The 24856-nt window shown below is 56.2% G+C and carries 23 protein-coding genes; 16 read left to right on the plus strand and 7 right to left on the minus strand.

All coding sequences use genetic code 11. From position 1 onward, the window contains the following. Positions 1-15: 15 nt before the first annotated feature. From ACLBWT_RS19170 to ACLBWT_RS19180, 3 genes are all read left to right on the plus strand, one after another. On the plus strand, positions 16-624 hold the full coding sequence (locus tag ACLBWT_RS19170; RefSeq protein WP_447664720.1) for a DUF3298 domain-containing protein: 609 nt from the start codon (positions 16-18) through the stop codon (positions 622-624). Positions 625-735: 111 nt separating this feature from the next. After that, positions 736-2352 (plus strand): amino acid permease, encoded by a 1617-nt coding sequence (locus ACLBWT_RS19175; RefSeq protein ID WP_447664721.1) that lies wholly within the window; start codon positions 736-738, stop codon positions 2350-2352. A 228-nt stretch (positions 2353-2580) separates the two neighbouring features. After that, positions 2581-3234: an MOSC domain-containing protein gene (locus tag ACLBWT_RS19180; RefSeq protein WP_447664722.1), complete on the plus strand. Its 654-nt coding sequence runs from the start codon at positions 2581-2583 to the stop codon at positions 3232-3234. Positions 3235-3348: 114 nt separating this feature from the next. On the opposite strand, the gene ACLBWT_RS19185 is transcribed toward ACLBWT_RS19180, so the two are convergent. Next, complete coding sequence (locus tag ACLBWT_RS19185; protein WP_447664723.1) at positions 3349-4347, minus strand: YpdA family putative bacillithiol disulfide reductase; 999 nt, start codon at positions 4345-4347, stop codon at positions 3349-3351. A gap of 135 nt (positions 4348-4482) precedes the next feature. Between ACLBWT_RS19185 and ACLBWT_RS19190 the strand changes: the two genes are divergently transcribed. After that, on the plus strand, positions 4483-4989 hold the full coding sequence (locus ACLBWT_RS19190; RefSeq protein WP_076356059.1) for an ADP-heptose synthase: 507 nt from the start codon (positions 4483-4485) through the stop codon (positions 4987-4989). A gap of 43 nt (positions 4990-5032) precedes the next feature. Here the strand turns inward: ACLBWT_RS19190 and xerS are convergent, their stop codons facing one another. Both xerS and ACLBWT_RS19200 read right to left on the minus strand, forming a co-directional pair. Further along, a complete protein-coding gene (xerS, locus tag ACLBWT_RS19195) occupies positions 5033-6118 on the minus strand; it encodes a tyrosine recombinase XerS (protein ID WP_447664724.1) in 1086 nt (361 codons plus the stop codon). 158 nt (positions 6119-6276) lie between these two features. Next, a complete protein-coding gene (locus tag ACLBWT_RS19200; RefSeq protein WP_447664725.1) occupies positions 6277-7410 on the minus strand; it encodes a metallophosphoesterase in 1134 nt (377 codons plus the stop codon). Positions 7411-7628: 218 nt separating this feature from the next. Between ACLBWT_RS19200 and ACLBWT_RS19205 the strand changes: the two genes are divergently transcribed. Then, positions 7629-8135: a hypothetical protein gene (locus tag ACLBWT_RS19205; RefSeq protein WP_447664726.1), complete on the plus strand. Its 507-nt coding sequence runs from the start codon at positions 7629-7631 to the stop codon at positions 8133-8135. Positions 8136-8180: 45 nt separating this feature from the next. On the opposite strand, the gene ACLBWT_RS19210 is transcribed toward ACLBWT_RS19205, so the two are convergent. The 3 genes from ACLBWT_RS19210 to ACLBWT_RS19220 form a co-directional block, all read right to left on the minus strand. Continuing rightward, the gene (locus ACLBWT_RS19210) at positions 8181-8900 is read right to left on the minus strand and encodes a hypothetical protein (protein WP_447664727.1); all 720 of its coding nucleotides are present in this window, start codon (positions 8898-8900) and stop codon (positions 8181-8183) included. Positions 8901-8902: 2 nt separating this feature from the next. After that, positions 8903-9787 carry an ATP-binding cassette domain-containing protein gene (locus tag ACLBWT_RS19215; protein WP_447664728.1) on the minus strand — a complete coding sequence of 295 codons (885 nt, stop codon included), beginning with the start codon at positions 9785-9787 and terminating at the stop codon, positions 8903-8905. Between the two features lie 267 nt (positions 9788-10054). Next, entirely contained in the window at positions 10055-12400 is a 2346-nt protein-coding gene (locus ACLBWT_RS19220) for a heavy metal translocating P-type ATPase (RefSeq protein ID WP_447664729.1), read from the minus strand. A 193-nt stretch (positions 12401-12593) separates the two neighbouring features. Between ACLBWT_RS19220 and ACLBWT_RS19225 the strand changes: the two genes are divergently transcribed. From ACLBWT_RS19225 to ACLBWT_RS19245, 5 genes are all read left to right on the plus strand, one after another. Continuing rightward, positions 12594-13013: an ArsR/SmtB family transcription factor gene (locus tag ACLBWT_RS19225; RefSeq protein ID WP_447664730.1), complete on the plus strand. Its 420-nt coding sequence runs from the start codon at positions 12594-12596 to the stop codon at positions 13011-13013. 108 nt (positions 13014-13121) lie between these two features. Further along, a complete protein-coding gene (locus ACLBWT_RS19230) occupies positions 13122-14060 on the plus strand; it encodes a tyrosine-type recombinase/integrase (protein ID WP_447664731.1) in 939 nt (312 codons plus the stop codon). Positions 14061-14276: 216 nt separating this feature from the next. Next, positions 14277-15359, plus strand: a complete 1083-nt coding sequence (locus ACLBWT_RS19235; RefSeq protein ID WP_447664732.1) for an endospore germination permease — start codon at positions 14277-14279, stop codon at positions 15357-15359. Next, a complete protein-coding gene (locus tag ACLBWT_RS19240; RefSeq protein ID WP_447664733.1) occupies positions 15349-16815 on the plus strand; it encodes a spore germination protein in 1467 nt (488 codons plus the stop codon). Before ACLBWT_RS19235 ends, ACLBWT_RS19240 begins: the two co-directional genes overlap by 11 nt. 1 nt (position 16816) lies before the next feature. After that, complete coding sequence (locus tag ACLBWT_RS19245; RefSeq protein ID WP_447664734.1) at positions 16817-17980, plus strand: Ger(x)C family spore germination protein; 1164 nt, start codon at positions 16817-16819, stop codon at positions 17978-17980. Between the two features lie 70 nt (positions 17981-18050). On the opposite strand, the gene ACLBWT_RS19250 is transcribed toward ACLBWT_RS19245, so the two are convergent. Then, on the minus strand, positions 18051-19094 hold the full coding sequence (locus ACLBWT_RS19250; protein WP_447664735.1) for a Gfo/Idh/MocA family protein: 1044 nt from the start codon (positions 19092-19094) through the stop codon (positions 18051-18053). A gap of 167 nt (positions 19095-19261) precedes the next feature. On the opposite strand from ACLBWT_RS19250, the gene ACLBWT_RS19255 reads away from it, so the two are divergent. The 6 genes from ACLBWT_RS19255 (at position 19262) to ACLBWT_RS19280 (ending at position 24744) form a co-directional block, all read left to right on the plus strand. Further along, complete coding sequence (locus tag ACLBWT_RS19255) at positions 19262-20164, plus strand: AraC family transcriptional regulator (RefSeq protein ID WP_447664736.1); 903 nt, start codon at positions 19262-19264, stop codon at positions 20162-20164. Between the two features lie 468 nt (positions 20165-20632). Next, complete coding sequence (locus ACLBWT_RS19260; RefSeq protein ID WP_447664737.1) at positions 20633-21193, plus strand: GNAT family N-acetyltransferase; 561 nt, start codon at positions 20633-20635, stop codon at positions 21191-21193. A gap of 104 nt (positions 21194-21297) precedes the next feature. Continuing rightward, positions 21298-22893 (plus strand): amidohydrolase, encoded by a 1596-nt coding sequence (locus ACLBWT_RS19265; RefSeq protein WP_447664738.1) that lies wholly within the window; start codon positions 21298-21300, stop codon positions 22891-22893. A 28-nt stretch (positions 22894-22921) separates the two neighbouring features. Continuing rightward, the gene (locus ACLBWT_RS19270; RefSeq protein ID WP_447664739.1) at positions 22922-23122 is read left to right on the plus strand and encodes a hypothetical protein; all 201 of its coding nucleotides are present in this window, start codon (positions 22922-22924) and stop codon (positions 23120-23122) included. A 22-nt stretch (positions 23123-23144) separates the two neighbouring features. After that, positions 23145-24131, plus strand: a complete 987-nt coding sequence (locus ACLBWT_RS19275) for an aldo/keto reductase (protein ID WP_447664740.1) — start codon at positions 23145-23147, stop codon at positions 24129-24131. A gap of 43 nt (positions 24132-24174) precedes the next feature. Next, positions 24175-24744 (plus strand): DUF1003 domain-containing protein, encoded by a 570-nt coding sequence (locus ACLBWT_RS19280; protein WP_447664741.1) that lies wholly within the window; start codon positions 24175-24177, stop codon positions 24742-24744. The last annotated feature ends 112 nt before the right edge of the window (positions 24745-24856 follow it).

Genomic DNA, 24856 nt, shown 5'->3' on the forward strand with positions numbered 1-24856 from the left:
AGCAGGTGGCGCCCCATGGCATTCGAGCCTCCCGTATCGGTCCACACGACCAAGGTTACCAGGCTACGCACAGAGCTGTTCATTCCCGTCGTAAGCCTTGAAGGCGGGGAGCTGGCTGCGGCGCATATGAATTCCGCCATCCGCAGATCCGTTCGACAGATGATCGAAGATCAAGGCTCACTGGCCGACCCGTCCTCCGAAATGATCGCTTATTATGAAGTCAAAACCAACGAGAGAGGCGTCTTCAGCCTTTCTCTCTTCAACTATGCCTTCACGGGCGGAGCCCATGGCTTGACGCTGCAGCAGTCGCTTACCTTCATGACTGCAGACGGCCATCCGCGCAAGCTCGCCAGCCTATTCAAGCCCGGATCCGATTACAGCGCCAGGCTGAGCGCGCTGGTGGCAGCGCAGATCAAGAGACGGCAGATCGAGCTGCTGCAGCCGTTCGAGGGCATCCGGGCCGATCAGGATTATTACATCGCGGACCGTGCGCTCGTGATTTGGTTCAGCATTTACGAAATTACCCCTTACGTGTACGGCTTCCCCTATTTTCCGATCTCCGTTTATGACCTGTCCGACATTGTCGCCGACGAAGGCCCTTTATCCGTAATGAATGAAAATTGACGGTCCGATTTCCTGCTTGCCCGCGCCTGTTGACCTGCGACGGGTTGTTTGCCGCGGGCGCCTGCTTGGAGACGATGGATAGATATTCGATACGGACAGGGGGCATGGAGCATGTTGATGTGGACGGGGTTTGCTTTGTTTTGCCTAGTGGCGGTCGCTTGGCTCGCTGCCGCAGCTGCGGCGGAGAACGGACTCAGGAGAAGAGGGTATCGTTCCATGACTCGCTACGCCGCTTATATCCAGTTCATGCAGGACAAAAGGGAGCTGAACAGGCTCGGCATACCGCAGCAGCTCAAACGCGCTTTCGGACCGTTCGCCGCCTTCGGCGTCTCGTTCAATGCCTTGTCGCTGCTGGGAGGAGCGGCGCTGTTCTACGCGTACGCTTGGAATACAGGCAACGAATGGCTGCTTGTATGGGCGTGGCCCGTCCTCGGCTTGCTGGCGCTCTCGGTCCATGCCGCGCAGGCGGAGCTGATGTCGGCCGTTCCTTCAGCCGGGGGCAGCTACCATGCCGCGCTGCTTCTGGGCGGCAAGAGAAGGGGCTTCCTGACGGGCTGGCTGCAGCTTGGCGGCCAGATCAGCATGCTCGCCTTCGTGAATTTGGCGGCAGCGAATTGGATTCAGGGCCTATTGGCTCCATGGAACGGATGGAGCCATGCAGCAGGCACGGCCATGCTGTTTGTCGTCCTGATGCTGGTCCAGCTGTCCTTGTGCCTGTTCGGCAATTACGGCTTCTCAACGCTGCAAAAAAGCGCGGCGCTGCTGCAAATCGCATCCGTAGCAGCAGTGATCGCCGTCATGACGGCCTACTTATGGCCTTCCTTCGGATTGGAGAAGCTCTATTCCGCCCGGCCGCTCGCGGCTGCCGGGGAACCGGGAGCCGTCGGAGCGGGATGGATCATGGGTCTGCTCCTGCTTTACCGGATGTTCATGGGGTCGGCGACGGCGGAGCATTTGTCGGAAGAGACGGTCGAGCCGAGAATCAGGCTTCCCTGGGGGCATGTGCTGTCGGGGGCGTATGTATACGTCGGCGGATTTATCCTGCTTGGGCTGGCTGCTATGACGCTCCTCAAGCTTCCGCTGGGAGCGGAGCATGATTTCTTTCTGCAGGCTGCTGCCCCTTGGGGCGGCGGCTGGAGGGCGACAGCGGCAGCAGCGGTGGGGGTCAGCCTTTGCGCATCCGGCGGATCGGTGCTGTTCGCTGCAAGCAGGCTCGCTGGAAGCCTCTCGAGGGATGAGGCTTTGCCTTTCAGCAGGCAGTTGTCCTCGATTGTTCGCAAGGGCAGGACATTCGCCTGGGGTGCTTGCGCTGCCGCAGCTTGCGCAGCTCTGCTGGCGCTGGCGGCCGGCATGCTGATGAATGCGCTGACGGGTGCTGTCCTGTTTTTGCTGGCGCTGGCGATCCTGCTGCAGCATGGAGCCCAGCTGATCCCTCTCGTCTTGTCGATCACACGGGAAGGGAATGACAAGCTGACGGCCATGCAGCCCCTCTGGTCGCTCGGAAGAGCGGGCTCTTATGCGAAGCCGCTCGCCGTCGCGACGCTGGCGGCGATGATGGCCGCAGCGGCATTCGCGGCTCCTGCCGCAGCCGCAGCCGCGGCAGCATGGCTGCTTGTCTCCGGAGGCATGTTCCTGCTCATGGGAAGACATCGTTACGAGGGCATGGAGAAGGGAATGAGGCTCAGCCAGGAAGAGCTGCTGCGGACGGAGAGGTATCATCCCCAATAAGAACAGAATACGGCTTGTGGGCAGAGCAGCGAGAGAGCGGGAAATGGCTCATTTCCCGCTCTCTATTTCCCGGGGAAGCGCACAAAGCAACAAGATGGAGAAAAGTTCGACAGCCCGTTGTCGTCAACGCGGCCTGAATGTCGAAACGTGAGAGCTCCGGCCGCCCGCAGCCATTTCTTTCCTTCGGTCAATCCTTTATAATGGAGCCTGAAAAAGGGGGGGAAGCCCATGAAATTGGGAACGATCACATCCGTCAACACCGGGCTGCCGGTCGAGATGGCCTACGGCAGGCAGACGATTATGACGGCAATAAGCAAAACTCCGAGCAAGGGAGCGGTCCGGGTCGGATGGACTGGCCCGGAAGGCGACGGCCAAGGAGATCTTGAGCATCACGGGGGACCTGACAAGGCCATATGCGTTTATGCTCATGACCATTATCCTTATTGGGAGAACGAAATGGGCAAGCGGCTCGAGGCCGGTGCTTTCGGAGAAAACGTCACGCTGGAAGGGACGACGGAGCAGGATGTCGTCATCGGAGATATTCTGGCGGCCGGAACGGCGCTGCTGCAAGTAAGCCAGCCGCGGCAGCCGTGCTTCAAGCTCGGCCTTCGGCATGGACAAGCCGACCTGCCGGCGAAGGTGCAGCAGACAGGCAAGACAGGGTTCTACCTGCGCGTTCTTCGGGAAGGGGACATTCAGGCAGGAGACAGCTTGACGCTTGTCAGCAGGCCGGAGCACGGGATGACTGTGGCGGCAGCCAATGTTATCTATTATTTGCACAAAACCGATGAGGCAGAAATGGGGAAATTGGCGGCCATTCCTGAACTGTCCAGCAACTGGAAAGAAACCTTAACGACGCGAATCAATAAATTGAACAAGTAAAGATAATTATGTAAACCATAGATGATCAAAATTAAAAAAAGGGCCGAAAGGGGAGAAATCCAAAATCAGCCCTGGATCGAACTCGAAAAAACAAATAGCAGTCTCAACTCTTGTTCAGCGTGTGCGGAGCCAATGATCGGCTATTCGCTGTCCGTGGAATCGCCCGGACTCGATGAAGATTTCATTGGCTTGATGCCTGGAAGCAACGACTCCGGCGAGATAGATGCCGGGAACATTGGTTTCCATCGTCTCCTCGTCGAAGCGTGGGTAACCCTCGGCCTCGATAGCGACGCCAGCCGACATCAGGAACTCGCGGTCGGGATGGAAGCCGGTAAGAGCAAGCACGAAGTCGTTGTCGAGCTCGCGGATGCCGGCCTCATCCTGAATGACGAGGGTGTGCGGCTTGATCTCGATGACCCGGGAGCTGAACAGCATGGCGATCTTTTCCTTGGCGACCAGGCCTTCGAAAATCGGACGGACCCACGGCTTGATCGATCGAGAATAGTCCGGCTTGCGGTAGACGACCGTCACTTTAGCGCCGGCGCGGTTCAGCTCGAGCGCGGCATCGATGGCGGAATTGCTTCCTCCGATGATGGCGACCTCCATGCCGGTATAAGGATGAGCTTCCCGGAAGAAATGGGATACTTTGCCCATCTCCTCTCCAGGGATGCCGAGACGGTTCGGATGGTCGAAGTATCCGGTCGCCACGACGACGGCTTTGGCCGAATAGGCTTGTTTTTCCCCGTAGCGGTTTTCGGTTTCCAGGACAAAGCCGCCATTCGGCCGGGCTGTTATCGAAGCGACCGCTTCATAGGCGTTCACGCGGACGCCGCTGCGCAGCGCCACGGTCCGGTAATAATTCAGCGCTTCGAGACGGGAGGGCTTCTCCATTGCCGTCGTGAAAGGAATGCCGCCGACCTCGAGCATTTCGGGAGAGCTGAAAAATTGCAGGTAAGTAGGATATTGGGAGATGGAATGGACCAGATTCTCTTTCTCGATGATCAAGGAGCCGATGCCGCGGCTCTGGAATTCGACCGCTGCGGCCAAGCCGCATGGACCGGCTCCAACGATGATGATTTCTTCTTCTTGCACTTGCTGACAACCTCCGATCATGCAACTGTAACCTATATTGTACAATTCAAGCCGGTGAGGGGCAAGCTGTGCAAGCACCTCTGTGTACGGCGCCTCTATTTCATGTATAATGAATTCATTGATTTCAAAAGTTTATTGGGTGAGGGGGGATCTGGGATGCGGCGGAGATTCGTCATTGAAGCGGTCATGGTAGCGACCTACGGACAGCTGCTCGTTCCGAGCCTGCCGGTCGACTTCGTGCTGCCTTATTCCACCATTCTGGAACTCTACGAAATGAAGGACAGCACGGAGCCGATCATGGACGATCCGGCCGAGGATGTGTTCGTGCGAGGCAAAGTGGCCGAGCTGATCCAATTTTTCGAGGATTCGCTGAATCGCAAAAAAATCGAGAGGGCTCTCCAAGTGCCGTGGAGGGAAAGCTCTCCGCTTATATTGGATGAACGGATTCAATTCACGGTCGTGAATGCCGTAGACAATGCGCATTACGGGGATTATTTCGACCCTGTGGAGACGGAGCTGCTGCTGACGGCATCCAAGCTTCAGATTCCGCTCTTGTCGGATCAGTACGAGTTCCAGGACAAGCTGATCGAGGCCGAGGTGCCGGTGCTTGTGTTCGACATCGAGGATTTCGATTATGCGCTGGAAGAGGCGCCGCAGCTTTAACGGTACGGCATCAACGAAGAGGAACAGCCCGCGGAGACGCGGGCTATTCCTCTTTTTTGTTCCGGTCGATCGCCTCGGACATCGTTTTGTCGGTCAGATGCGCGTAGATCTGCGTCGTATCCGGAGAAGCATGGCCGAGCTGCTCCTGCGTCTTGTACAGGTCGTTGCGCAAATAATAGTCGGTGGCGAACGAATGCCGGAGCTTGTGGACGGACAAATAAGGCTTGCCGAACCGCTTGGCATATTTGAGCACCATCTGCTGGATGGCTCTCTTCGTCATGCGCGAGCCTTCCTGATTGCCGTTGGCAATGGCGAGGAACATCGCCTTCTCGCGGCGCGGCGCCTTATAGCGGCTGTCCCGGAGCTGGATATAACTGCCCAGGTCGTCGAGCGCCTCCTGGCGGAAGTAGACAGGCGTCTTGAACGTGTCGTCGTTGCTCCCTTTGCGGTAGACGTAGGTAAGCTTCTTCTTCAGATCGAGATCATCGACGTTGAGATTGACGACCTCGGAGACTCGCAGTCCGGAGTGGAGGATGAGGCTGACAATGCACGCATCCCGGACGGAATTGCGCTCGTAGGCCGACAAAGCCTGCTTGTTGTTCGCCACATCGGCGCCGTAGCCGACACGGACATAGTGCAGGAATTCGGAGATTTCCTCCTCCTGAAGCAGCTTTCCCTCCAGCTTCGCCGCTGTATCCTTGGGCTTGTGGGTGCGCTTGATCGCGACCTTGGCCATGATGTTCCGCTTCAGCAGCGGGTAGAAGTCGTCATCCTCGGCAATTTGGCTCAAGTAATGGAAGAGCGAGCGGAGAGAGCTCAGCTTCCGGGATATCGTTGTCCGCGTATTGGCGTGTTCGGGGCGGGAAGCCAGGTGCATCCGATAATGGTCGATGCTGTCCATATGCAGCTTCTCGAGCTCCTCCAAGGCAACATCCCGGAGGGTAGGGCCATTGGACAAGCCTTCGGCGATCATCCACCCGAAGAAGGTTTCATAATCCCGCACATATTCAAGCAAGGAAGAGGGGGAGAGGTCGGGCAGCTTGTAGTTGATGAACTTCTCCACATACCAGGGCATGGAGGGGATGCGCCGGTCGAGCTCTTGACGGTCTTTTATTTTTAAAATATTCATGGCATGAATGGCCTCCAGTCTAGACTCTTTATTTTATCAAGACAGGACGTTTCCAACAATCACCTTATAGTAAGAATAGTTATGTAAACCAAATTGATGAAAAAAAAAGAACAGGCCGGAAATAGGCCTGTGCCTGGAATTCGTATTCAAGTCAACGCTTAAAAAAAATTAATTTTAATATGCAGAATTTCGCTGCGGCTGAACAGCCGAATCGGCGGTCCCCATGTTCCGAATCCGGAAGAAACGAGCACATGCATGCGGGACTTGATCATATATCCCCAATCCAGCTCGAACAGGCGGCGAGTGACGAGGTGATTGGGAGCGAACTGGCCCCGGTGGGTATGGCCGCATAACAGGAGGTCGGCTCCGGCAGCCTCGGCTTTGTCGAAGGCATAAGGCTGATGGTCCATGACGATCAACGGGGCGGATGGATCGGCGCCGCTTACGAGCTCCTGTACGGTAAGACGGCCGCCGAAGGCCGGGCTTTCGGCGGTTTTGTCCTTGCGTCCGGCGATGAAGACGCCGCCGGTCTCGACCAGCTCGTCCTGCAGGACCGGGATGCCGGCTTGTGCCATGGCTGCCGCATACTCTCCAATATGGCCGCCGTAATATTCGTGGTTGCCGAGAACGGCATACGTTCCGAGCGGAGCCTTTAGCCCCCGGATCGTATCGGCCATTTTGTTGCGCAAAAACGGCTTGACGCTGTCGTCGATGACATCGCCGGGAAGCAGGATCAGATCCGGCTTCAGTTGTTCGGCCTTGCGCACGAGCTTGCGCAGATGCCTGTTGCCGACGATGTTGCCCAGGTGGATATCCGATGCGACCATGATTCGGATGCTGGTTCGTCCGGGCACGGATTTGGCGATCTCAAGCGTGTGCTCTCTGACGACAGGACTCCATGCGTTCCGAGAGCCCCAGATGAGCAGAATCGCCAGCAGTGCCAGCACCGCCCATCCGGCTGCTTGGACGTAAGCTTCCGAATCGCCGCCTGCGGCGTTCCATGCGAAGCCGATCAATCCGGCAGCGGGAAGGAGAAGAATCAAGTATTCGAGAATCGCGACGTAGAAGGAAGAAACGACTTTGACCCCGCGTATCAGCGCCGAATCCCAGATGCGGATGAGCGCCATGGCCGCAAAGTAGGAAAGGGAGAAGAAGATGACGGGCAGCCAAATCCAGCCCGTCTTGAGATGGTAGGATTGCATGAATGCCGATGCGGACCATCCAATATAATAGGTAATGGCCGCGTAGATAAGCATAAATACCGCGGCGCCTGCGCTTCTTTTTACCTTCATGTTGTCGTCTGGCAGCTCCTTTTTATTGTCCGCGCTGAAATCCCTTTGGACAAGAACATAGTCTTTAATTACAGGTTACAGCCTTTTGTAACTTTGTTGCAACTTCTTGGGGAGATGAGCCGTTTATAATAGGGAACAAGGGCAAATGATTCAGGGCGGACGGGAACGGGTAATATGCCAATGAATCGGCCTGCGAAGAGAAAGGGAGTCGAACCCCAATGAAAAAAACGATGTTCAGCATGATGGCTGCAGCGGCAATTGTATTCTACTTCATCTCCACGGCCAATGCGGTCGGCGGCGATTATCAGCCCGTGAAGAAGACCGCCGATACCCAAACGGATTATATTAATGGAATGACTCATAAAGACGGCAAATGGTACATAACCGCCGACAAGATCGACTGGTACGAAGGCGCTCAGGCGGATGAGCAGTTCCTCAAGCATGAGCCGGATTCCGGCTTGGACGGAGCTCCGGACGGTTATTACATCGTCAATGACGATCCTTCCGTCAAAACCTACGAGGTGGCTCCGGATGCAGAAGTCCTGATGCAGATCTATGACAAAGGAAACGACGCGGCGGATACCGAGTGGAACGAGCCGATCTCGCTCGAGAAATTCGCCAAGCTTTATCCGCAGACCGACGTGCTTGATTTGAGCTATTTCCCGTATCATATTACCGTCAAGGACGGAGTCGTAACGAAGATCGTTCAACAATTCGTGCCTTGATGAATGCGAAGCCCCGCTGATCAGCGGGGCTTTTTTTGTTCCGGGTTACTTGGCTGGAAGATCGAGCTTGCGGCTGTTCATAAGCTTGCCCGCCAAGACAGCCGCGACGGCTCCGTACAGCAATGGAAATGCAAGCGCTGCTATTCGGGCTGCAAAGGCTTCGCCGTCGTACTGCGTCAGGGTGCGGACCATGTTCCAAGCCGGAGGAGCTAGCCAGGCCAATCCGTTGGCCGGCATCGGAAGCTTGTCCAGGATGCCTTGTCCCGAGAAAGAAAGGGCAATGACGGCCAGCAGCAGCAGATAGGAAATCGAGCGGGAAGCTATCAATCTGCTGTTGAACAACGATGCAAGTCCGACGCCAAGCACGGACATCGCGATGTGGCTTCCGAATGAAAAGGCCAATTCGGACAGCTCGGGAGCTCTGGCGAATTTATGGAACAGGGCAGGGTAGAGAACGGCGAATGCGGCCAAGGGCAGCGAAAAGCACCAAGCATAGAGCAGCTTGGAAGCGAAGAGCCGCAGGAACGAACCTGCCTGCAAGGAAAGGATCATGTCTTGATTGGCCTCTTCTCCTTCCATGACTCCGATGCAGACCCAGATCATTATCAAGAACAATAAGGAGGAGGAAAAACCATAGCTGCCCATGACCGGATTCGGAACCTGGGCGTAGATGAACAAAAGGGCCAGCAAGAAAAGCGAGAGCGGCGCCGCATAGCGGTAAGAACGAAGATGGCAGCGGTAATGGTATGCCAGCAGGTGGCGCATTTTCAGCACTCCTTTATCGGAATCATATGGTCGACGACCGCCCCGGCTTGCAGCAAGGCAAGCAGCAGCGGCTGCGACTGTCCATGGGGAAGATGAATAATGAAGTCATTGGGCCCGGTCAAATCTTTGGACTCGACAGGCTGACGCTTGGCTTGCGGATATCGGATCAGAATTTGTGTCAGCACGTCCGTCTCGGCTCTGCCTTTGATTTCGACCTGGCTGTCCGGGGCCGCTGCTGCAGGTCTTGATTGACCGCTCGATTCCACCGAAAGGATGCCCTTGTTCAGTTGGAGCATGGTGCCGCCAAGAGCCTCGATCAGCAAGGAATCATGCACGGCTGCCACAACCGCTGTGCCTTGGCGATTGATCTTCTGCAACGCTTCCAGCAGATGAGCTTGCGATACCGCATCCAGGCCGGACAGAGGTTCATCCAGCAAAAGCAGATCCGGCTTCTGCAGCGAAGCCTGCATGAGGTTTACTTTTTGGAGCATCCCTTTGGAATAGTGAAGCAAATAGGAGGAGGAATCGGGATCCAGCTGAAAGAGCCGATGGAGCTCGAGGATTTTGTCCGTTAAGACATGCTTGTCCATGCCGGCTATCCGTCCCATATATCGGAGGTATTCGGACGAAGACAATTTCAGCTTGGGAAGATGATCGGGCGCGTAACCGATCGTAATGGTTTTACATGCGGCAACCTTGCGGATTCCGGAAGAAGGAGCCACCAGGTTCGCGGCGATCTTGATGAGCGTGCTTTTGCCGGAACCATTGCTCCCCTGCAGCATATAGACATGTCCGGGTTGAACGGATAAGTTAACGGAAGATAATATTTTGCGCTTTTCATACGATTTGGAGATATTGGAAAGAGTGATGATCGGTTCTTGCTCCACAAGCCTTGCCTCCCCTGAGTTTTCGCTTCAGCTCGTATCCAGCGTAACTTATTTGACTGCGGAGAGGCAATGTCTGGAAGATTCCGTTCGATAGAGAGGGGGAAATGGCTGAATGAAGATCGATTGGGTTCATGGACAAACCTTTGCGGTACTTATCTGGCGGCTCCACAATTGGGGAAACGGTGATGCCGTCGAAGACGCTCTTGCCCTGCTAGTAACCCGGAATATAAAGGCGCCTTTCCTGGTGGAAAGGCGCCTTTATGATGTCTATGAATGGGCTTTATCTTTTTTTCGTGCAGGAATGAGCAGCGTTAGACTGACCAGCGACACGAAGATCGTGGCGCCCATATCCGACAGGATCGCGATCCAAAGCGTCAGCCAGCCCGGAATGGTGAGCAAAAGGGCGATGAGCTTGAGGCCGAGAGCTACGGCGAGATTGAAGCGGATGATCCGATTCGTTGTCTTTGCGGTCCGGACAGCGGAGGGGAGCTTTGTCAGATTGTCCTGCATGAGCACCAGATCGGCCGTTTCTATGGCGCTGTCCGTGCCTTTTCCCATGGCGATGCCGAGATCGGCAGCCGCCAAAGCAGGAGCATCATTGATGCCGTCGCCGATCATGGCTACCTTGCCGGATGACTTGAGCTCTTGGATGCGCTTGACTTTATCCTCCGGCAGCAGGCCGGCATATACATCGGTCAAGCCGGCTGCCTTTGCCATGCGGTCCGCGGATTGAGCATTGTCGCCGGTCAGCATGACCGTGCGCCTGATGCCTGCCCGGCGCAGCCTCTGCAGCACCGTCGGGCTTTCCGGCCGCAGCTCGTCAGATATGCCGAACATGCCCATCACGCGGGTATCGTCGGCAACAAGCACAAGCGTATAGCCTTGCTTCAAGAATGCTTCGACCGACGGCCTGATGTTGTCATAGCCGGCAAGGCCAAGACTCTCGATGAGCTGCTGGCTGCCGAGGGTATAGGTCGTTCCGTCCTTCGTCGCCTTCAGCCCGCGCCCCGCGGCCGTCTCCGATTCCAGCGGCTCGACAGGTACGGAGTGCTGCTTGGCATAATCCAGAACCGCTCCCGCAAGCGGATGGGACGAACCGCTCTCGATCGCGGCCGCGATCGGCAGGAACCGGTCATCCCAAATTTCCGCGGCTGCGACATGCGGCCGGCCTTTGGTCAGCGTTCCGGTTTTATCGAAGGCGATAATGTCGATTTTGCCGAGCTGCTCCAAAAAGGCTCCGCCTTTGACAAGAATTCCTTCGCGCGCCAAGCGGGTAATTCCGGCCAGGATGGCAACAGGCGAAGAGAGGATCAAGGCGCAGGGACATCCTACGATAAGGACGGCCAGCCCTTCATAAAGCCAGTGGTTCCATGAACCGCCGAGCAGCAGCGGAGGGATGAGGATGACGAGAAGGGAAACAAGCATAATAAAGGGCGTGTAGTACCGGGAGAAGCGGTTGATGAACAGCTCTGTCGGCGTTTTCGATTCCTGGGCTTCCTGCACGAGCTGCAGGATTCTGGCCAGCGAGGACTGCTGGTAGGCCCGGTCGATCCGGACTGTCAGCATGCCTTCGTTGTTGAGGCTGCCGCCGAAAACCTGATCGCCGATCTTCTTGTCGACGGGGAGCGACTCGCCTGTGATAGCCGCTTCGTTGACAGAGCTCTGGCCGCTTACGATCGTGCCGTCCGATGGAATCTGCGAGCCTGCTTTGACGAGCACGAGATCGCCTTCAAGCAGTCGGCTTGCCGGGACGGATTGCTGGCTGCCGTCAGCAAGCAGCACGGCTTCCTTCGGCGCCGCCTGCAGCAGCCGGTCCATGGAACGGCGGGCGCGGTTCATCCCGAGACCTTCAAGCAGCTCGTTGATGCCGAACAGTATGGCGACGAGCGTCGCTTCCTTCCATTCCTGAATGGCTGCCGCCCCGATCAAGGCGACGGTCATGAGCGTATCGATGTTGAAGCGAAGGCGCAGCAGATTGCGGAACCCTCTCCAGAACGTCGACCAGCCGCTCAGAACGATCGCCGCGACATATAAGACGACTTGCATCGTGCCGGAGAGAAGCGATCCTGACCATGCCGCCACAGCGAACAGAAGGAAGGATGCGCCTAATAGATATAAGGTCGATCGGCTTCCATCCCCATGATCGTGGTCATGATGATCACCGTCATGATCATGCGTGTGGTTATGGCTGCGGGTTTGAGAACCTGCGTGAGCATTGCCAGTGTCTTGGGCGCCGTCTGAAGCAACCGCCGCAACACCAGTAGTGCTGTTCAATTTCGAGTGGTTGTGGTTGCTGTGGCTATGGCTATGGCTATCTTCGCTGCTGCCATGTTCATGTTCCGACGCATGACCTTGGCCTGATTCCGGCAAACCGCAAGAAGAGGAATCTTCTGCAGCAGAGCCTGAAGCAGCCACGGCTGAACCGATCAATGCCGCTCCGTCGGATTTCAATATTTTGCGCAGCTTATCGAGCGGCACCCGCTCGTCGATGACAAGCCGAGCGGAGGAATAATGAAGCGTTGCAGTATCGCCGTAAGGAAGCTTGCGAATTTCACGTTCGAGCTCGAGCGTGCAATTGCCGCAGCTGAGACCTTTCACGCGGTATTCCGTCATCGTCGGTACCTACTTTCCAGAAAGAGAATAAATATAACATATGATCACTTGCTCATATAATATGATTAAACCATTGGAGTGTCAATGCAAACAGCCCTTCGAGGGATATCTTTTTTTATTATCCGTAAAAGTTCCGCATTAACTCCACGTTTGATATAATAAAACAACCCTAGAGAAACCGGAGTGATGAAGAATGACCGATGAAACATCCTATTCTTCGGCTGAGCGGCCTGATTCCGGTGACGGGCTGCAGGAGACGGCCGAATTGTTGGACGAGGACTTCGGGGAAGGCTCGACAGCCAATCTGGATGTTGTGCGCGCATCGATGCTCGACGGGAATTCCGCCGGCCAGCTGGCCGATTGGATGAAGGCCTTTTCGGATCCTACGCGCGTGAGGCTGGTCGGCGCACTGCTTCATGCCGAATTATGCGTGCATGACTTGACCGTGCTGCTGGATATGAACCAGTCGGCTGTATCCCATCAGCTTCGTTATCTGCGCAACATGCGCATCGTCAAACGCCGCAAGGCAGGCAAAACCGTGTTCTACTCCTTGGACGACGACCATGTGGAGCAAATATTCACGCAGACGCTGCAGCATATCCGGCATTCCTAGCCATAGGATTGCCGATTTTTGTTGCCTTAAAAATGGCGTGAAATACATATTTTACGCAACTTCGATTTTAAAGCAATAAAAGTACTCAATGCGGGAGGGTTGGAGGACTTGTTCACAACGTATCATGAGCTTCAGGACACCTATGGAACGGAACTCGAGCTGTTCGGCATCTGGATGAAAAACCAGGGCATGACTGCCTCGACCGAAAGAGCATACAAAGCCGATGTCGGCCAATATCTCGCGATGATGCATCCCGCTCCGCTGGAGCAGTCCACCAAGCTCGACATCATGCGTTATTTGTCGCGCACGAGGGAAGCGGGGGCCGGGGATGAAGCGCGCAACCGGAAGCTGTCTTCGCTGCGCGCCTTTTACAAGGCTCTCAACGAGATGGACCTGCTGAATGTGAATCCGGCCGCGCTGACGGCCAAATCCAGGCAGCAGAAAAACCGTATTCCGGTCTATCTGGAGGAGGAGCAGCTGCAGCTGCTGTTCGAGCATGTCGAAGGCAAGCATCGCGAGCGCAATCTATCGATCTTGCTGCTGATGTCTTATGCCGGACTTCGGGTCGGAGAAATCCATAGGCTCAACCGCCACGACCTGACGTCTGAAGGCATGCTGTCCGTACTCGGCAAAGGGCGCAAATGGCGTTATCTGCCGCTGCCGTCGTCGCTCGCGCGGCTGCTGCTCCAAATGATGGAAACCTCCGAGCTCAAGATGAAGCAAGGAAAGGAGCAGCCGATGTTCGTGTCTCAGCTGGGCAGGCGCCTGTCGATCCGGATGATTCAGAACATGGCGGACTCCACGCTCTCCAGGCTGCAGGCCAGCCTGCCGGAGCTGTCGATGAAGAAGCTGTCGAGCCATAAGCTGAGGCATAGCTTCGCCACGATGCAGATCCGCAGCGGCACGGATATCCGGACGCTGCAGGAGCTGCTCGGACACGCGAGCATCGAGACGACTCAAATCTATACGCATATCGACAACAAGCAGCTGCGAGAGGCGATGGATTCCGTTGCCGGCAAAATACCGACATGGGTGAAGAGGGGATAGTCGCATGGAAGTTCCTGGTCCAACGATTACATATTAAGCCTGCCGGCAGCATCATCTCCTGCCGACCGCATCTTCAGCCTTTGGCCAAAGATGCGTTTCTTTTTTTATACGCTCGGCAACGAGAAAGCATAGTCGCCTGCAAGGTTTGCTGCCGAATATCCATGGATGAAAATGGATACTCTAAGCGTTACTTGCTGCAATGGAGGCGAAAACAACATGTACTCACGGACGCAGGTTATTTTTCTTCTCCTGTTATCGCTGGGCATATCAAATCATGTTCTCATCCTGCCGCAGCTGCTGAAGACTTCCGGAAGGGACTCTTGGATCAGTGTCCTGGTCGCATACGTATTTCTGCTTGCATGGGGCCTGTTCTTTGTGCGGATATCCAAATCCATCGGCAAGGAGAAGCTGTATGGTTGGCTGAAGTCGCGCATGGGCATCTGGATCGCCGTTCCGCTCATCGCCGCTTTGGCATTGAACTATTTTCTCGCGGGGTATATTGCCCTCTTCGATATGGTCGAGGTCGTGGCGATTTTTTTCCTGCCGTTTACACCCATCTGGATTATTACCGTATTGTTCATGCTGTTCGCCCTGGGCGCTTCTTACAAAGGAGGAAGCACGCTGTTTCAAATGTCGGCCATGCTTCTGCCGATCGTCTGGATTTTAGGTCATTTCGTTTCGGCATTTACGTTTTACGCCAAAGACTACGGCTATTTGATGCCCGTCCTGGCCAACGGAGCAGGACCTGTGCTCAAGGGGAGCATGATCGTCGTAGGCGGAACGACGGATCTGCTTCTGCTGCTGCTGCTTCAGCATAAGCTCCAAAAGCCTCTCAACTATATCAGCCTCGTCATCCTGATCACGTTGTTGTGCGGGCTGGTCATTGGACCCGTAACGGGCAGCCTCGCTGCTTTTGGACCTTCGGTTGCGGGCAGCTTGCGTTTCCCTGCCTTCGAGCAATGGAGGCTGCTCATTGTCGGCAAGCGGATATCCCATGTCGATTTCCTGGCCATTCTGCAGCTGATGACCGGCTCGGTCGTTCGAGTCGCTCTGATGCTTTACTTGTTGACGGATATTTTGGAGACAAAATCGAAGAGATTCCGGCAGTGGTGGACAACGGGAATGGCGCTTGCCCTGGTCGTGATGATCCTGCTGCCCATCAGCGACATCACGATGCAGCAATTCATGGAGTTCCTTTATTATCCGGGTCTTGTCCTGTTCGGTCTTGCCATGCTGCTGATCTTTTTCATCGCCAGCTTCATTCCGCCTGGAAGAGGGATGAGCCGAAATGAAGGATAAGCGGAAGCAGCCGCCGGCGATTGTTCGTCTGGAGGAACTGCTGGCGGAGGGCAAGCTGAAGGAGGGGGATCTGAAGCAAGGACTTTCGGTCTATGCGGATCTACGCTTTGCTCCCGTTCCGGAAGGATATGCATCCAAGTTCGCTGTCTTCTATTGCGATGGAATGATCGATAATGCCGAGCTTAACGAATACATGAATCCGCTTATCGCTTGGCTCGACAAAGGGGGGAGCGAGCAGGACAGCCCGCCAGTGTCCCCGCCAATCATCGAGGCGGACACCGCCGGCCGGATGATCGATCTGCTTTTCACCGGTTATGTCCTCTTTCATCAAGCGGGGGAGCGGAGGTTCCATGCCCTCAACATCGCGGATATTCCGAAGCGGCAGCCTGCCGAGTCCAATACGGAAATTTCCATCAAAGGGCCCAAGGATTCCTTCACCGAAGAGGTGAATACGAACCTCGCCTTGATCCGCAAAAGGCTGCAGACGTCTCATCTATTCAGCGAGCAGTTCGAGATCGGGTCTTTGAGCCGCACGAAGGTATACCTGGTATATCTGGATCATAAAGCCGATCCGGTCCTTATCGAGGAAATCAGGAAGCGGCTTTCCAGCTTCGAGACGGAGAGCATCATTGGGAGCGGCCAACTGGAGCAGTGGCTGTCGGACCGGTCTTTTTCCCTGTTTCCTCTCTTCGATTACATTGCCCGGCCCGATTTTGCAACGGAATGCCTGCTTAGAGGAAGGTTCATCGTCATCGTCAACGGGTCTCCGATGGTGCTGATCGGACCGATCAATTTCTTCGAGGTGCTCAAGTCGCCGGAGGATGTGCATTTCCCGTATCATTTCGTCATTCTTCAGCGGCTGCTCCGGATGATTGGATTTCTGATCGCCATTTTCCTGCCCGGCTTCTGGGTCGCGATAGGCTCGGTGAACGTATCCCAAATCCCGTTTCAGCTGCTGGCGACGGTGGTCGTCTCCAGAAGCGGCATTCCGCTTCCTCTGGCGCTCGAGGCGCTTACGCTCCTGATCCTGTTTGAACTGCTCCGGGAAGCGGGGGTCAGGCTGCCCAAAGCGGTCGGCCAGACGGTAGGCATCGTCGGCGGCATCATCATCGGAGATGCCGCCGTCCGTGCAGGACTTGCTTCGCCTACCATGCTCGTGGTCATCTCGACATCCGCGGTCGCGACGTTCGTGCTCGTCAACCAATCCCTATCCGGCACGGTGAGCGTCATTCGGCTCTTCGTCCTGCTTCTCTCCTCTTACCTGGGCGTGTACGGATTCATGCTGTCCGGCATCGGCATCCTGATCTATCTTTGCCGGCTCGATTCGTTCGGCCTCAACTATTTGGAGCCGATCGCTTCGCTGAACTTCCGGGAGTGGTTGTCCGCTTTTGCCTTGAATCCGCGCCAAAGGCGCAGCTATACGGCAACGATGCTGAAAAAACGGAAGAAGGGATAGAATGCTCCGACATGTGCTTGGCGGGATCGCCGTCTTGCTGACGATGACATCCTGCTCTGGAAGAACGGATATCGTCGATCCCCAGGATCTGAATTACGTTACCGCGATCGGAATCGACTACGTGGACGGCAAGTACGTCGGGTATTATCAAATGCTCGATTTCGCATCCGTCGCCAAAACGGAAACCAATGCGAACGCTCAGAGTCCGATGATCTGGGTTGGTCATGGCGAAGGCTCCACGCTGAACGACGCGATGTTTCAGATCTATAAAACAAGCCAGTCCATGATTGTATGGTCTCATATGACGGCGATCGTCTTCGGCGAAGGAGCCATTCGCCACGGACTCGAGCATGTGTTCGACAGCTTGCCCCGTTACCATGAGATCAGGCTGACGCCTTGGGTATACGGGACCAAGGATAAGATGGAGGACATCCTTATGATGAACGGATTTTTCCGGCAATCCGCTCTGAATACGATCTTGCATGAGCCCAAGTCGATCTTCATTCAGGATTCGCAGCTGCAGCCTGTGCAATTGTTCGAATTGATGAGAAGCGCATTCGAGCCGGGAGAAACCGCTTATATACCGGCTGTATCCATCAATAAAACGCAGTGGAGGGACCAGAAAGGAAAAGAGGAAAAGCCGTATGTGAGCGGGGCTTACTTCATCAAGGAAAAGCGGCTGCAATCGCTCGTTCCGATCAAGCAGCTGAAGGGACTCCGCTGGCTCGCCGAAGAATCGAACCGGATTTCGCTGCTTGTGCCTTCGGAGGACAAAACGGACGTGCAGATCATATTTCTGGATCCGAAATCCAGCATTTCCGTCCGCCCTGGCCCGACACCAACATTCGAGATCGAAATCCAGACCAAAGGGTACATTTCGTCGAGGCAAAACGAGAAGTACTTGTCTTTGTCCCAGCTGGAGTCGGCTTCCAGCAAGAAAATTGAAGAAGAGGTCCGCCAGATGGTCGAGCAATCCATCCGCACCAAGACGGACCTGCTGAATTTGGAGCATGCCATGTACAAAAAAGCCAATCGCGCATGGAAAGCGTTGGGGAACGATACGTCTCTGTTCGACATGAACCCGGTTGTGGAAATCAAGGTGAATTCGCGCATCAGCCATTCCGGCGCTCTCAAGAACGACATAATCGGAGAGGTCACCCGATGACAGCTCTAAAAAACGGAATGATCGGAGAGATCATCCGGCGATGACATCTCCGATCAAAGAAAAGTCGCAGCTAGCGTTGGAGAAGCTCCGACATCAGCACTTTCCGCCCGCTTCTTGAGCTTTCCATAGCGCCGAGCACCATAGCCATGCTGAAAAGGTTGTCGCGGCAGTCCGTTTCGGCGCGGCGTTCCTGCAGCAGGGAGGCGAACATCTCGTCCAGGCAGCGGTGATGCCAGGAGTCACCGCCGGCTTCAGGGGAGGCATCGATCCGCTTCGTGGCCTTCAAGAAGGCTTGCTGCTCTTGCTCGGGGGCGAGTATTTCCGCATAAGGGCGGTCCGCGCCGTTCCATATCGCCGTTCCGGCAGAGCCCGTAATCCGCCACTGGGCTTCCCACGAGGTAGGAGCGCCTTCTGCGCACCAGGAGCCCCGATAGTTGAACACGGAGCCGTCGGACATTTCGAATATGCAGACGGCAGCCGCACTCCCCGCATACCAGGAGCCAGCAGGGTTGAATTCATGGCAATAAACGGATATAGGGTCGGCGCCGAGAATAAGCCTCGCCTGGTCGAATGTATGGATGGCCATATCCAGAATGAGAGGACTTTCCATGGCATCCCGGAAGCCGCCGAAGTGAGCGCCGATAAAAAAGTCCGCTCCGGCGAATCCCGGCTTGCCGATCGTTCCTTCCTCGATCAAGCGCCGCAACGCCCGTATATTCGGGTCGAAGCGCCTGTTCTGCATGACTGCATGACATCGTCCCGTCTCATCCGATACCCGGACGAGATCGAGGCAGCCATCAAGCGATTCAGCGAGCGGCTTCTCGGAGAACACGTCGCAGCCAAGCTTCATGGCAGTTGTGCCAATCTCGTGATGGCTGGCCGGGATGGTGACATCGAATACGAGATTGGCTCCGTTTTCCCGGATTGCTTCCTCAAGCGACACATACTTCCCGCAGCCCAGCCCATGCCTCTTGGCCATATGCTCAGCGGACTCCAGACGGATGTCGACGAGTCCGACAACCTCCGCGTCCTGCATGCCCATGGCGTATTCCACCCAAGTATTCGCCATCCCGCCGCATCCGGCGACGACAATTCGAAACGGCTTCTCTTTCATTAGCATTAGCCTCCTCTAGCCAGGCCCTTCCTATCGGGCTTGTCATCCACTCTGATTTTGAGCTATAGTAAACGCTGTCAAGAGAATTATAGCGTAATTCAGCCCTGTATTCTCGATCCTAAATTGCGCAAAAACACTCTTATGTTGTGCAGGTGAAGCCGATGGAGATGAACCGGGAACATTGGGAGAACAACCCTCTGGACCGCAGCTATCCTTTCAAACTGTTTTTCAACGCTTCCGGAAAAACGAAGCCCGGCCAATGCGTCCTGTTCCTGCACTGGCATGAACATTTCGAGTTCATCCTGATGCGGCGGGGACTGGCTGTATTCCATATCGGCAGCCAGGTGTGCGAGGCGGAGCCGGGAACGCTGCTTATCGTGCAGGCAGGCGATCTGCATACGGGATTCAGCCGCAGCTCGGAGCAAGTGGAGTATGTCTCCATCGTGTTCAACGGGGCGCTGTTCAGCGATTGGGCCAAGGAAGAGGACTATGACGCGTTGCTGAGTCCCTATCTGGAAGGAAGGGCTTCCTTGCCTGCCTACCCGGGCCAATGCGGAGAAGAAGCGTCTCGCCTGATCGACAAGGCTGTCGGGGAATGCGGGACCGGGTCCTCCGCTTCCGGACGGATGATCGCCAAAACCTATCTGTTCCTTGCCTTTGCATTGCTGGCTCGGACTCATCTGCCTCCGGGACAGGCGGGTCGGGCAAGGGAAACCGGATTCCGGCAGGAACGGTTCAAGGAATTGATCCGGCGCGTGGAAGGCAGCGGCGGAGCGCCGATGGGAGTCAGGGAAGCGGCCAGGATGGTGAGCGTGAGCCCGCATCATTTCTGCAAGCTGTTCAAGAGGCTGACCGGAAGGACGTTCACCGATTTCGTGAACCGTTGCCGGATGCAGGAAGCAGCCAAGCTGCTCTTGGAAACCGGCTTGTCCGTCACCGAGATCGCGGAACGCGTCGGCTGCAGCAATCCCAATTATTTTACGAGGCTGTTCAAGCAATATGTCGGCATGACGCCGTCGCAAGCGAGGAATAGAGCCTTTCCTGGCATGACGCAAGGAAACGGCGGATAGGTAGAGACATCCAGCGGGATCTATAGGGTGCGGCGCCTTGGGCATGGAGCAGCGGCTTGGAGCTGGAATGGGATACACAGGGCCGAATGCTGTACGCCCTGTTTTGCCTGGCTGCCCGGGAGCCGAATCATGAGTCATTCAGCGGCAGCATTGGTTGGAAAAGGTCCTCAGCTGTCTCCCGCTGCGGTGGAGCTGCTAAGCGAGCAGGCATTGGCATTTGTATACTGATTGGAACGAACGTTCGGACATAGGCGATGCTAGCTTCTCCAAGCAAGAGAATGTACTACTACGGGGATTGATGCCTCGTATCACTTTCGGCCAGGACGCCTGCCAAGGCGTCCTTCGTCTATGTTCCGTTCCGGAAGGATGGTGAAAAACGGGTTTAACCGATTCCGGTTCTGGACAGGCCGCACGGACGCTGGTAATCTCTTGGAATAATGCGTTCAATAGAAAAGGGGAACAGCCATCATGAAACCTGTCCGATTTCTGGAAGGAGAATCCGTCTATCTGAGACCTGTGGAAGCCTGGGATGCCGACTGGTATTACGCCGGCCTGTACCAGTCCGAGACGCGGATGCTCACCGGCACGCAGAAGCACTATACGAGGGAACAAATCGCGGATTATCTCCACGGCAAGGAGAAGGATGCCTCTTCCGTCCTTCTGCTGATCGCTCTCCGGGATACGGATGAGCTGATCGGAGACATCGCGATCCAGGACATCGACCGCAACAACCGCAATGCGGGCATACGGATCGCGCTGAACGACAAGTCCCATCAGGGCAAAGGCTACGGAAGCGAGGCTATGCGGCTCATGCTGGATTACGGATTCGGCATCCTCAATCTGCATCGCATCGAGCTGAACGTATTCGCGTTCAACGACAGGGCGGCGCATGTGTACGAGAAGCTCGGCTTCAAGCGCGAAGGCGTGCAGCGCGAGGCGCTGTATTATGATCATGCCTATCATGACTCCATTCTGATGGCCATTCTCGAGGACGAATACAGGCAGCTGCATCTGAAGAAATCGCCATAAGCCTCGGAGCATTAGGCACAAGACCGTCACGCGCGTGGCGGTTTTTTGTCTTTCACGGCTGCGGCGATTTGGTATAATGAAGGAAAAATCGGGGAGGGGTCGCCATGTCTGCCGTCTTATTCGTACGCGGCAATCTGTTCATGACCGAATCGGCCGCGGCCGATTCGGTCTACGTCGAGAATGGCATCATCCGCGCGATTGGAACTGCTTCCGAGCTGGAGCTGCAGCTCAGCGGGCGTCCTTACGCGAAAGTCGATTGGAACGGGGCGCAGGTGCTGCCCGGATTGGTCGACGCCCATATGCATCTCGGGATGCATGGCATGAAGCTCGGCATGCTGGACTTTACCGAAGCGGCATCGAGGGAAGAGATGCTGGCCATGATCTCCGAGCGGGCCGCCTCCACGCCGGACGGCGAATGGATTCTCGGTCTGAACTGGAACGAGAACAATTTCCCGGACGGAACGGCGCCGCATCGGACCGAGCTGGATGCAATCACGGAGCGGCATCCCATCTATCTCACTCGGACCTGCTTCCATGCGTTTCTCGGCAATTCGGAAGCGTTCCGTAGAGCCGGCGTTGCGGCCGACACTCCCGATACGGAATCGGGCGCCTTCGGCAGAGATGCCGGCGGACAATTGAACGGCTGGATCTACGAGAATGCATCCGCTCCTTTCGCCGCCGTCCAGCCTGTGCCGGATTACGAATTCCTGAAGAGCTCGATGAGGCGGGCCAGCGAGGACGCGCTCCGTCTCGGACTGACGGCCGCCCACACCGAGGATCTCCGGCTGCTCGGCAGCGTGGAAGCGATGCTGCGCATCCAGAGCGAGCTGCGGGAGGAAGGCCTGGCTTTCCGAACCCATCAGCTGATGTTCCACGGCTTCCTGGACGAGATCAAGGAGCTCGGGATGCGGGCAGGCAGCGGCAGCGACTGGCTGCGGATCGGAGCGGTGAAGCTGTTCGCCGACGGGGCGGTCGGCGGCCGCACGGCGCTGCTCAAGGAGCCTTATCACGACGCGCCCTCCGCGCTTGGATTGGCGATGCATACAGCGGAGGAGCTGGCAGGCATTGTCGGCAGGGCGCGGCAGCAGGGATATCCGATCGCCTTCCACGCGATCGGGGACGGAGCTGCCGAGATGATGGCGGATGTGCTGGAGGACCATCCGCTGGGCGCGGACGCCAAGCTCCCGGACCGCTTCATCCACGCCCAGATCGTGCAGCCGGCTACGGTGGAGCGCATGAAGAGGATGAATCTGGCCGTCGATCTGCAGCCGCGGTTCGTGCCGAGCGATTTCCCCTGGGTCATGGACCGGGTCGGCCCGGAGCGGACAAGCTACCTGTACGCCTGGAAGAAATGGCTGCAGACGGGATTGCCATGCTCCGGAGGCAGCGATGCGCCGATCGAGCCGCTGAATCCGTTCCTCGGCATTCATGCCGCGGCAACGAGGCGCAAGCCCGGCGAGCGGCATGAAGGCTACCTGCCGGAGGAGAAGCTGAGCATCTCGCAGTCCATCGGGCTGTTCACGCACGGCAGCGCGGCCGCTGCGGGGGAGGCCGACCGGAGAGGATCGATCGGGATCGGCAAGCATGCCGACTTCACCGTCGTCGACCGCCGGATCCATGACGGCATGGATCCCGACGAGCTGCTCCATGCCAAGGCGCTCATGACGGTCGTCAACGGCATCGTCGCTTATCAAGCCTGACATTAAATAAGTCGATAAGGAGATTGTCATGTTCAGTTATATTCTCGTAGGGGCCGTCATACTGGCGGCGATTGGCGCTACATTGGCGGTTGGCTTTTCCAAGGAAAATCGAAATGGAAACCCCGCTTACGACCGTGCGCATGGAAAAAAATGGGCAAGGCTCAGCATGCTGTATGCGGTGACGGCCGTGCTCAGCGTCGTCGCTCTGATCTGGTTCGTGTTCAACTAATCATCGGAGGAGGAATGGAATCATGGACTATACGTACTTGGGAAGATCGGGACTGGAGGTTTCTCGCTTCTGCCTCGGCACGATGACTTACGGCAGCTGGGATATGGATGAAAAAAGCTCTCTCGCGGTCATTGACCAGGTGCTGGATTCCGGAATCAATTTCCTGGATACAGCCGATACCTACGGCAAGGGCACGTCGGAGGAGATCATCGGCAAAGCCTTGAAGGGACGCCGGGACAAGGTCGTTGTCGCGACCAAGTTCAAGGTGAGGACCGAGGAAGGTCCCAATGGAGAAGGAGCGAGCCGCTACCGGATCATGAAGCAGGTGGAGCAAAGCCTGAAAAGGCTCGGCACCGACTACATCGATCTGTATCAGGTCCATCGTCCGGATCCCCATACTCCGCTGGATGAAACGTTGAGGGCGCTGGATGATCTGGTCAAGCAGGGCAAGGTCCGTTATATCGGCTGCTCCAACTTCGAGGGCTGGCGGATCGTGGAGTCGCTCTGGACCAGCGACAGGATGAACCTGGAACGGTTCGTCTCGAATCAGCCTTCCTACAGCCTGCTGGACAGGACGATCGAGCAGGAGATCCTGCCCGCTTCGGAGAGGCATGGATTGGCTACAATCGTTTATTCGCCCCTGTCCGGCGGCTGGCTGTCGGGCAAATACAGGCAGAATCAGCCGCTTCCCGCCGATTCCCGCGGCGAGCGCTTGAACCTGGCCGAGCCGAGGAACCAAAAGAAGCTTGAAATCGTCGAGCAGCTGGCCGCTCTTGCGGAAGAAAAAGGGGTCAGGCTGAGTCAGCTGTCCCTGTCCTGGCTGCTGCAGCGGAAAAACGTCATTCCCGTCATCGGCGTCAAAAACCGTGAGCAGCTCGAGGAGAACCTGGGCGCTCTGGCCGTTCAATGGACGGGCGAAGAGCTGGATGCCATCGATGTGATCGTGCCGGGTCCTTACCGGGATTATTCCCGCGACGGAAGCTTCTGGATATCTTCCTTGTCTCTATAGATTCCTTGCGGCGATGACAAAGAGCGGAGCGGAGAGATGAGCGATGGCGAATACAAAGAAGGATATGGATGCTGCAGGCGAAGAGGTTGAACAGGAGGCCGAGCTTGCACGGGACGAGCTGAGCCGGTATTCGTCCAGGCTGAACGGACTCGTAGCCGAGTTCGAACAGCGGATCCATTCCAAGGTGAACGAGGAGTACGATAAAAATACCCGCTGGCCGGACAAGCTTGCGGACCGGATCGCCCAGTTCGGCGGCAGCTGGCGGTTCATCGTCATCTTTTTTGCCGTGCTGGCCCTATGGATCGTGATCAACAGCCTGGCGCTGACGAAGGCGATCCGCTTCGACGGACCGCCATTCATCCTGCTCAACCTTGTGCTGTCGTTCCTGGCGGGCTTTCAAGCTCCAATCATCATGATGAGCCAGAATCGCCAAGCGGCCCGCGACAAGCGCGAGAGCATGATCGATTATGCGATCAATTACAAGGCCGAGCTGGAAATCGACGATATGCAAGGGCATCTGCATCGCCTCGAGGCGGACTTTGCAAGCTTCCGCAGCGAAACGAAGAGAGATCTGGAAGAGATCAAAGCTCTGCTGCGGTCAAACGGCGCCTAAGGGAAAGCCGATTTATTGGGCGAGCGGAGAAGTTAAAGGCTTGATCGATATTTGATGGAATATATCATTAATGATATTAATTGTTTGCCTCCGATTGTTGACCTAGGTTGTT

The organism is Paenibacillus sp. D51F (genome assembly GCF_053345695.1).

Excerpts from the sequence above, each read along its gene's own strand:
- ACLBWT_RS19185 (WP_447664723.1), bottom strand. The coding sequence starts at position 4,347 with ATGATCGGAGGTTGTCAGCAAGTGCAAGAAGAAGAAATCATCATCGTT.
- ACLBWT_RS19265 (WP_447664738.1), top strand. The coding sequence starts at position 21,298 with ATGTCTGCCGTCTTATTCGTACGCGGCAATCTGTTCATGACCGAATCG.
- ACLBWT_RS19225 (WP_447664730.1), top strand. The coding sequence starts at position 12,594 with ATGACCGATGAAACATCCTATTCTTCGGCTGAGCGGCCTGATTCCGGT.
- ACLBWT_RS19220 (WP_447664729.1), bottom strand. The coding sequence starts at position 12,400 with ATGACGGAATACCGCGTGAAAGGTCTCAGCTGCGGCAATTGCACGCTC.
- ACLBWT_RS19210 (WP_447664727.1), bottom strand. The coding sequence starts at position 8,900 with ATGCGCCACCTGCTGGCATACCATTACCGCTGCCATCTTCGTTCTTAC.
- ACLBWT_RS19240 (WP_447664733.1), top strand. The coding sequence starts at position 15,349 with ATGAAGGATAAGCGGAAGCAGCCGCCGGCGATTGTTCGTCTGGAGGAA.
- ACLBWT_RS19175 (WP_447664721.1), top strand. The coding sequence starts at position 736 with ATGTTGATGTGGACGGGGTTTGCTTTGTTTTGCCTAGTGGCGGTCGCT.
- ACLBWT_RS19245 (WP_447664734.1), top strand. The coding sequence starts at position 16,817 with ATGCTCCGACATGTGCTTGGCGGGATCGCCGTCTTGCTGACGATGACA.
- xerS (WP_447664724.1), bottom strand. The coding sequence starts at position 6,118 with ATGAATATTTTAAAAATAAAAGACCGTCAAGAGCTCGACCGGCGCATC.
- ACLBWT_RS19275 (WP_447664740.1), top strand. The coding sequence starts at position 23,145 with ATGGACTATACGTACTTGGGAAGATCGGGACTGGAGGTTTCTCGCTTC.
- ACLBWT_RS19255 (WP_447664736.1), top strand. The coding sequence starts at position 19,262 with ATGAACCGGGAACATTGGGAGAACAACCCTCTGGACCGCAGCTATCCT.
- ACLBWT_RS19260 (WP_447664737.1), top strand. The coding sequence starts at position 20,633 with ATGAAACCTGTCCGATTTCTGGAAGGAGAATCCGTCTATCTGAGACCT.
- ACLBWT_RS19280 (WP_447664741.1), top strand. The coding sequence starts at position 24,175 with ATGGCGAATACAAAGAAGGATATGGATGCTGCAGGCGAAGAGGTTGAA.
- ACLBWT_RS19190 (WP_076356059.1), top strand. The coding sequence starts at position 4,483 with ATGCGGCGGAGATTCGTCATTGAAGCGGTCATGGTAGCGACCTACGGA.
- ACLBWT_RS19235 (WP_447664732.1), top strand. The coding sequence starts at position 14,277 with ATGTACTCACGGACGCAGGTTATTTTTCTTCTCCTGTTATCGCTGGGC.
- ACLBWT_RS19200 (WP_447664725.1), bottom strand. The coding sequence starts at position 7,410 with ATGAAGGTAAAAAGAAGCGCAGGCGCCGCGGTATTTATGCTTATCTAC.
- ACLBWT_RS19250 (WP_447664735.1), bottom strand. The coding sequence starts at position 19,094 with ATGAAAGAGAAGCCGTTTCGAATTGTCGTCGCCGGATGCGGCGGGATG.
- ACLBWT_RS19270 (WP_447664739.1), top strand. The coding sequence starts at position 22,922 with ATGTTCAGTTATATTCTCGTAGGGGCCGTCATACTGGCGGCGATTGGC.
- ACLBWT_RS19205 (WP_447664726.1), top strand. The coding sequence starts at position 7,629 with ATGAAAAAAACGATGTTCAGCATGATGGCTGCAGCGGCAATTGTATTC.
- ACLBWT_RS19180 (WP_447664722.1), top strand. The coding sequence starts at position 2,581 with ATGAAATTGGGAACGATCACATCCGTCAACACCGGGCTGCCGGTCGAG.
- ACLBWT_RS19170 (WP_447664720.1), top strand. The coding sequence starts at position 16 with ATGGCATTCGAGCCTCCCGTATCGGTCCACACGACCAAGGTTACCAGG.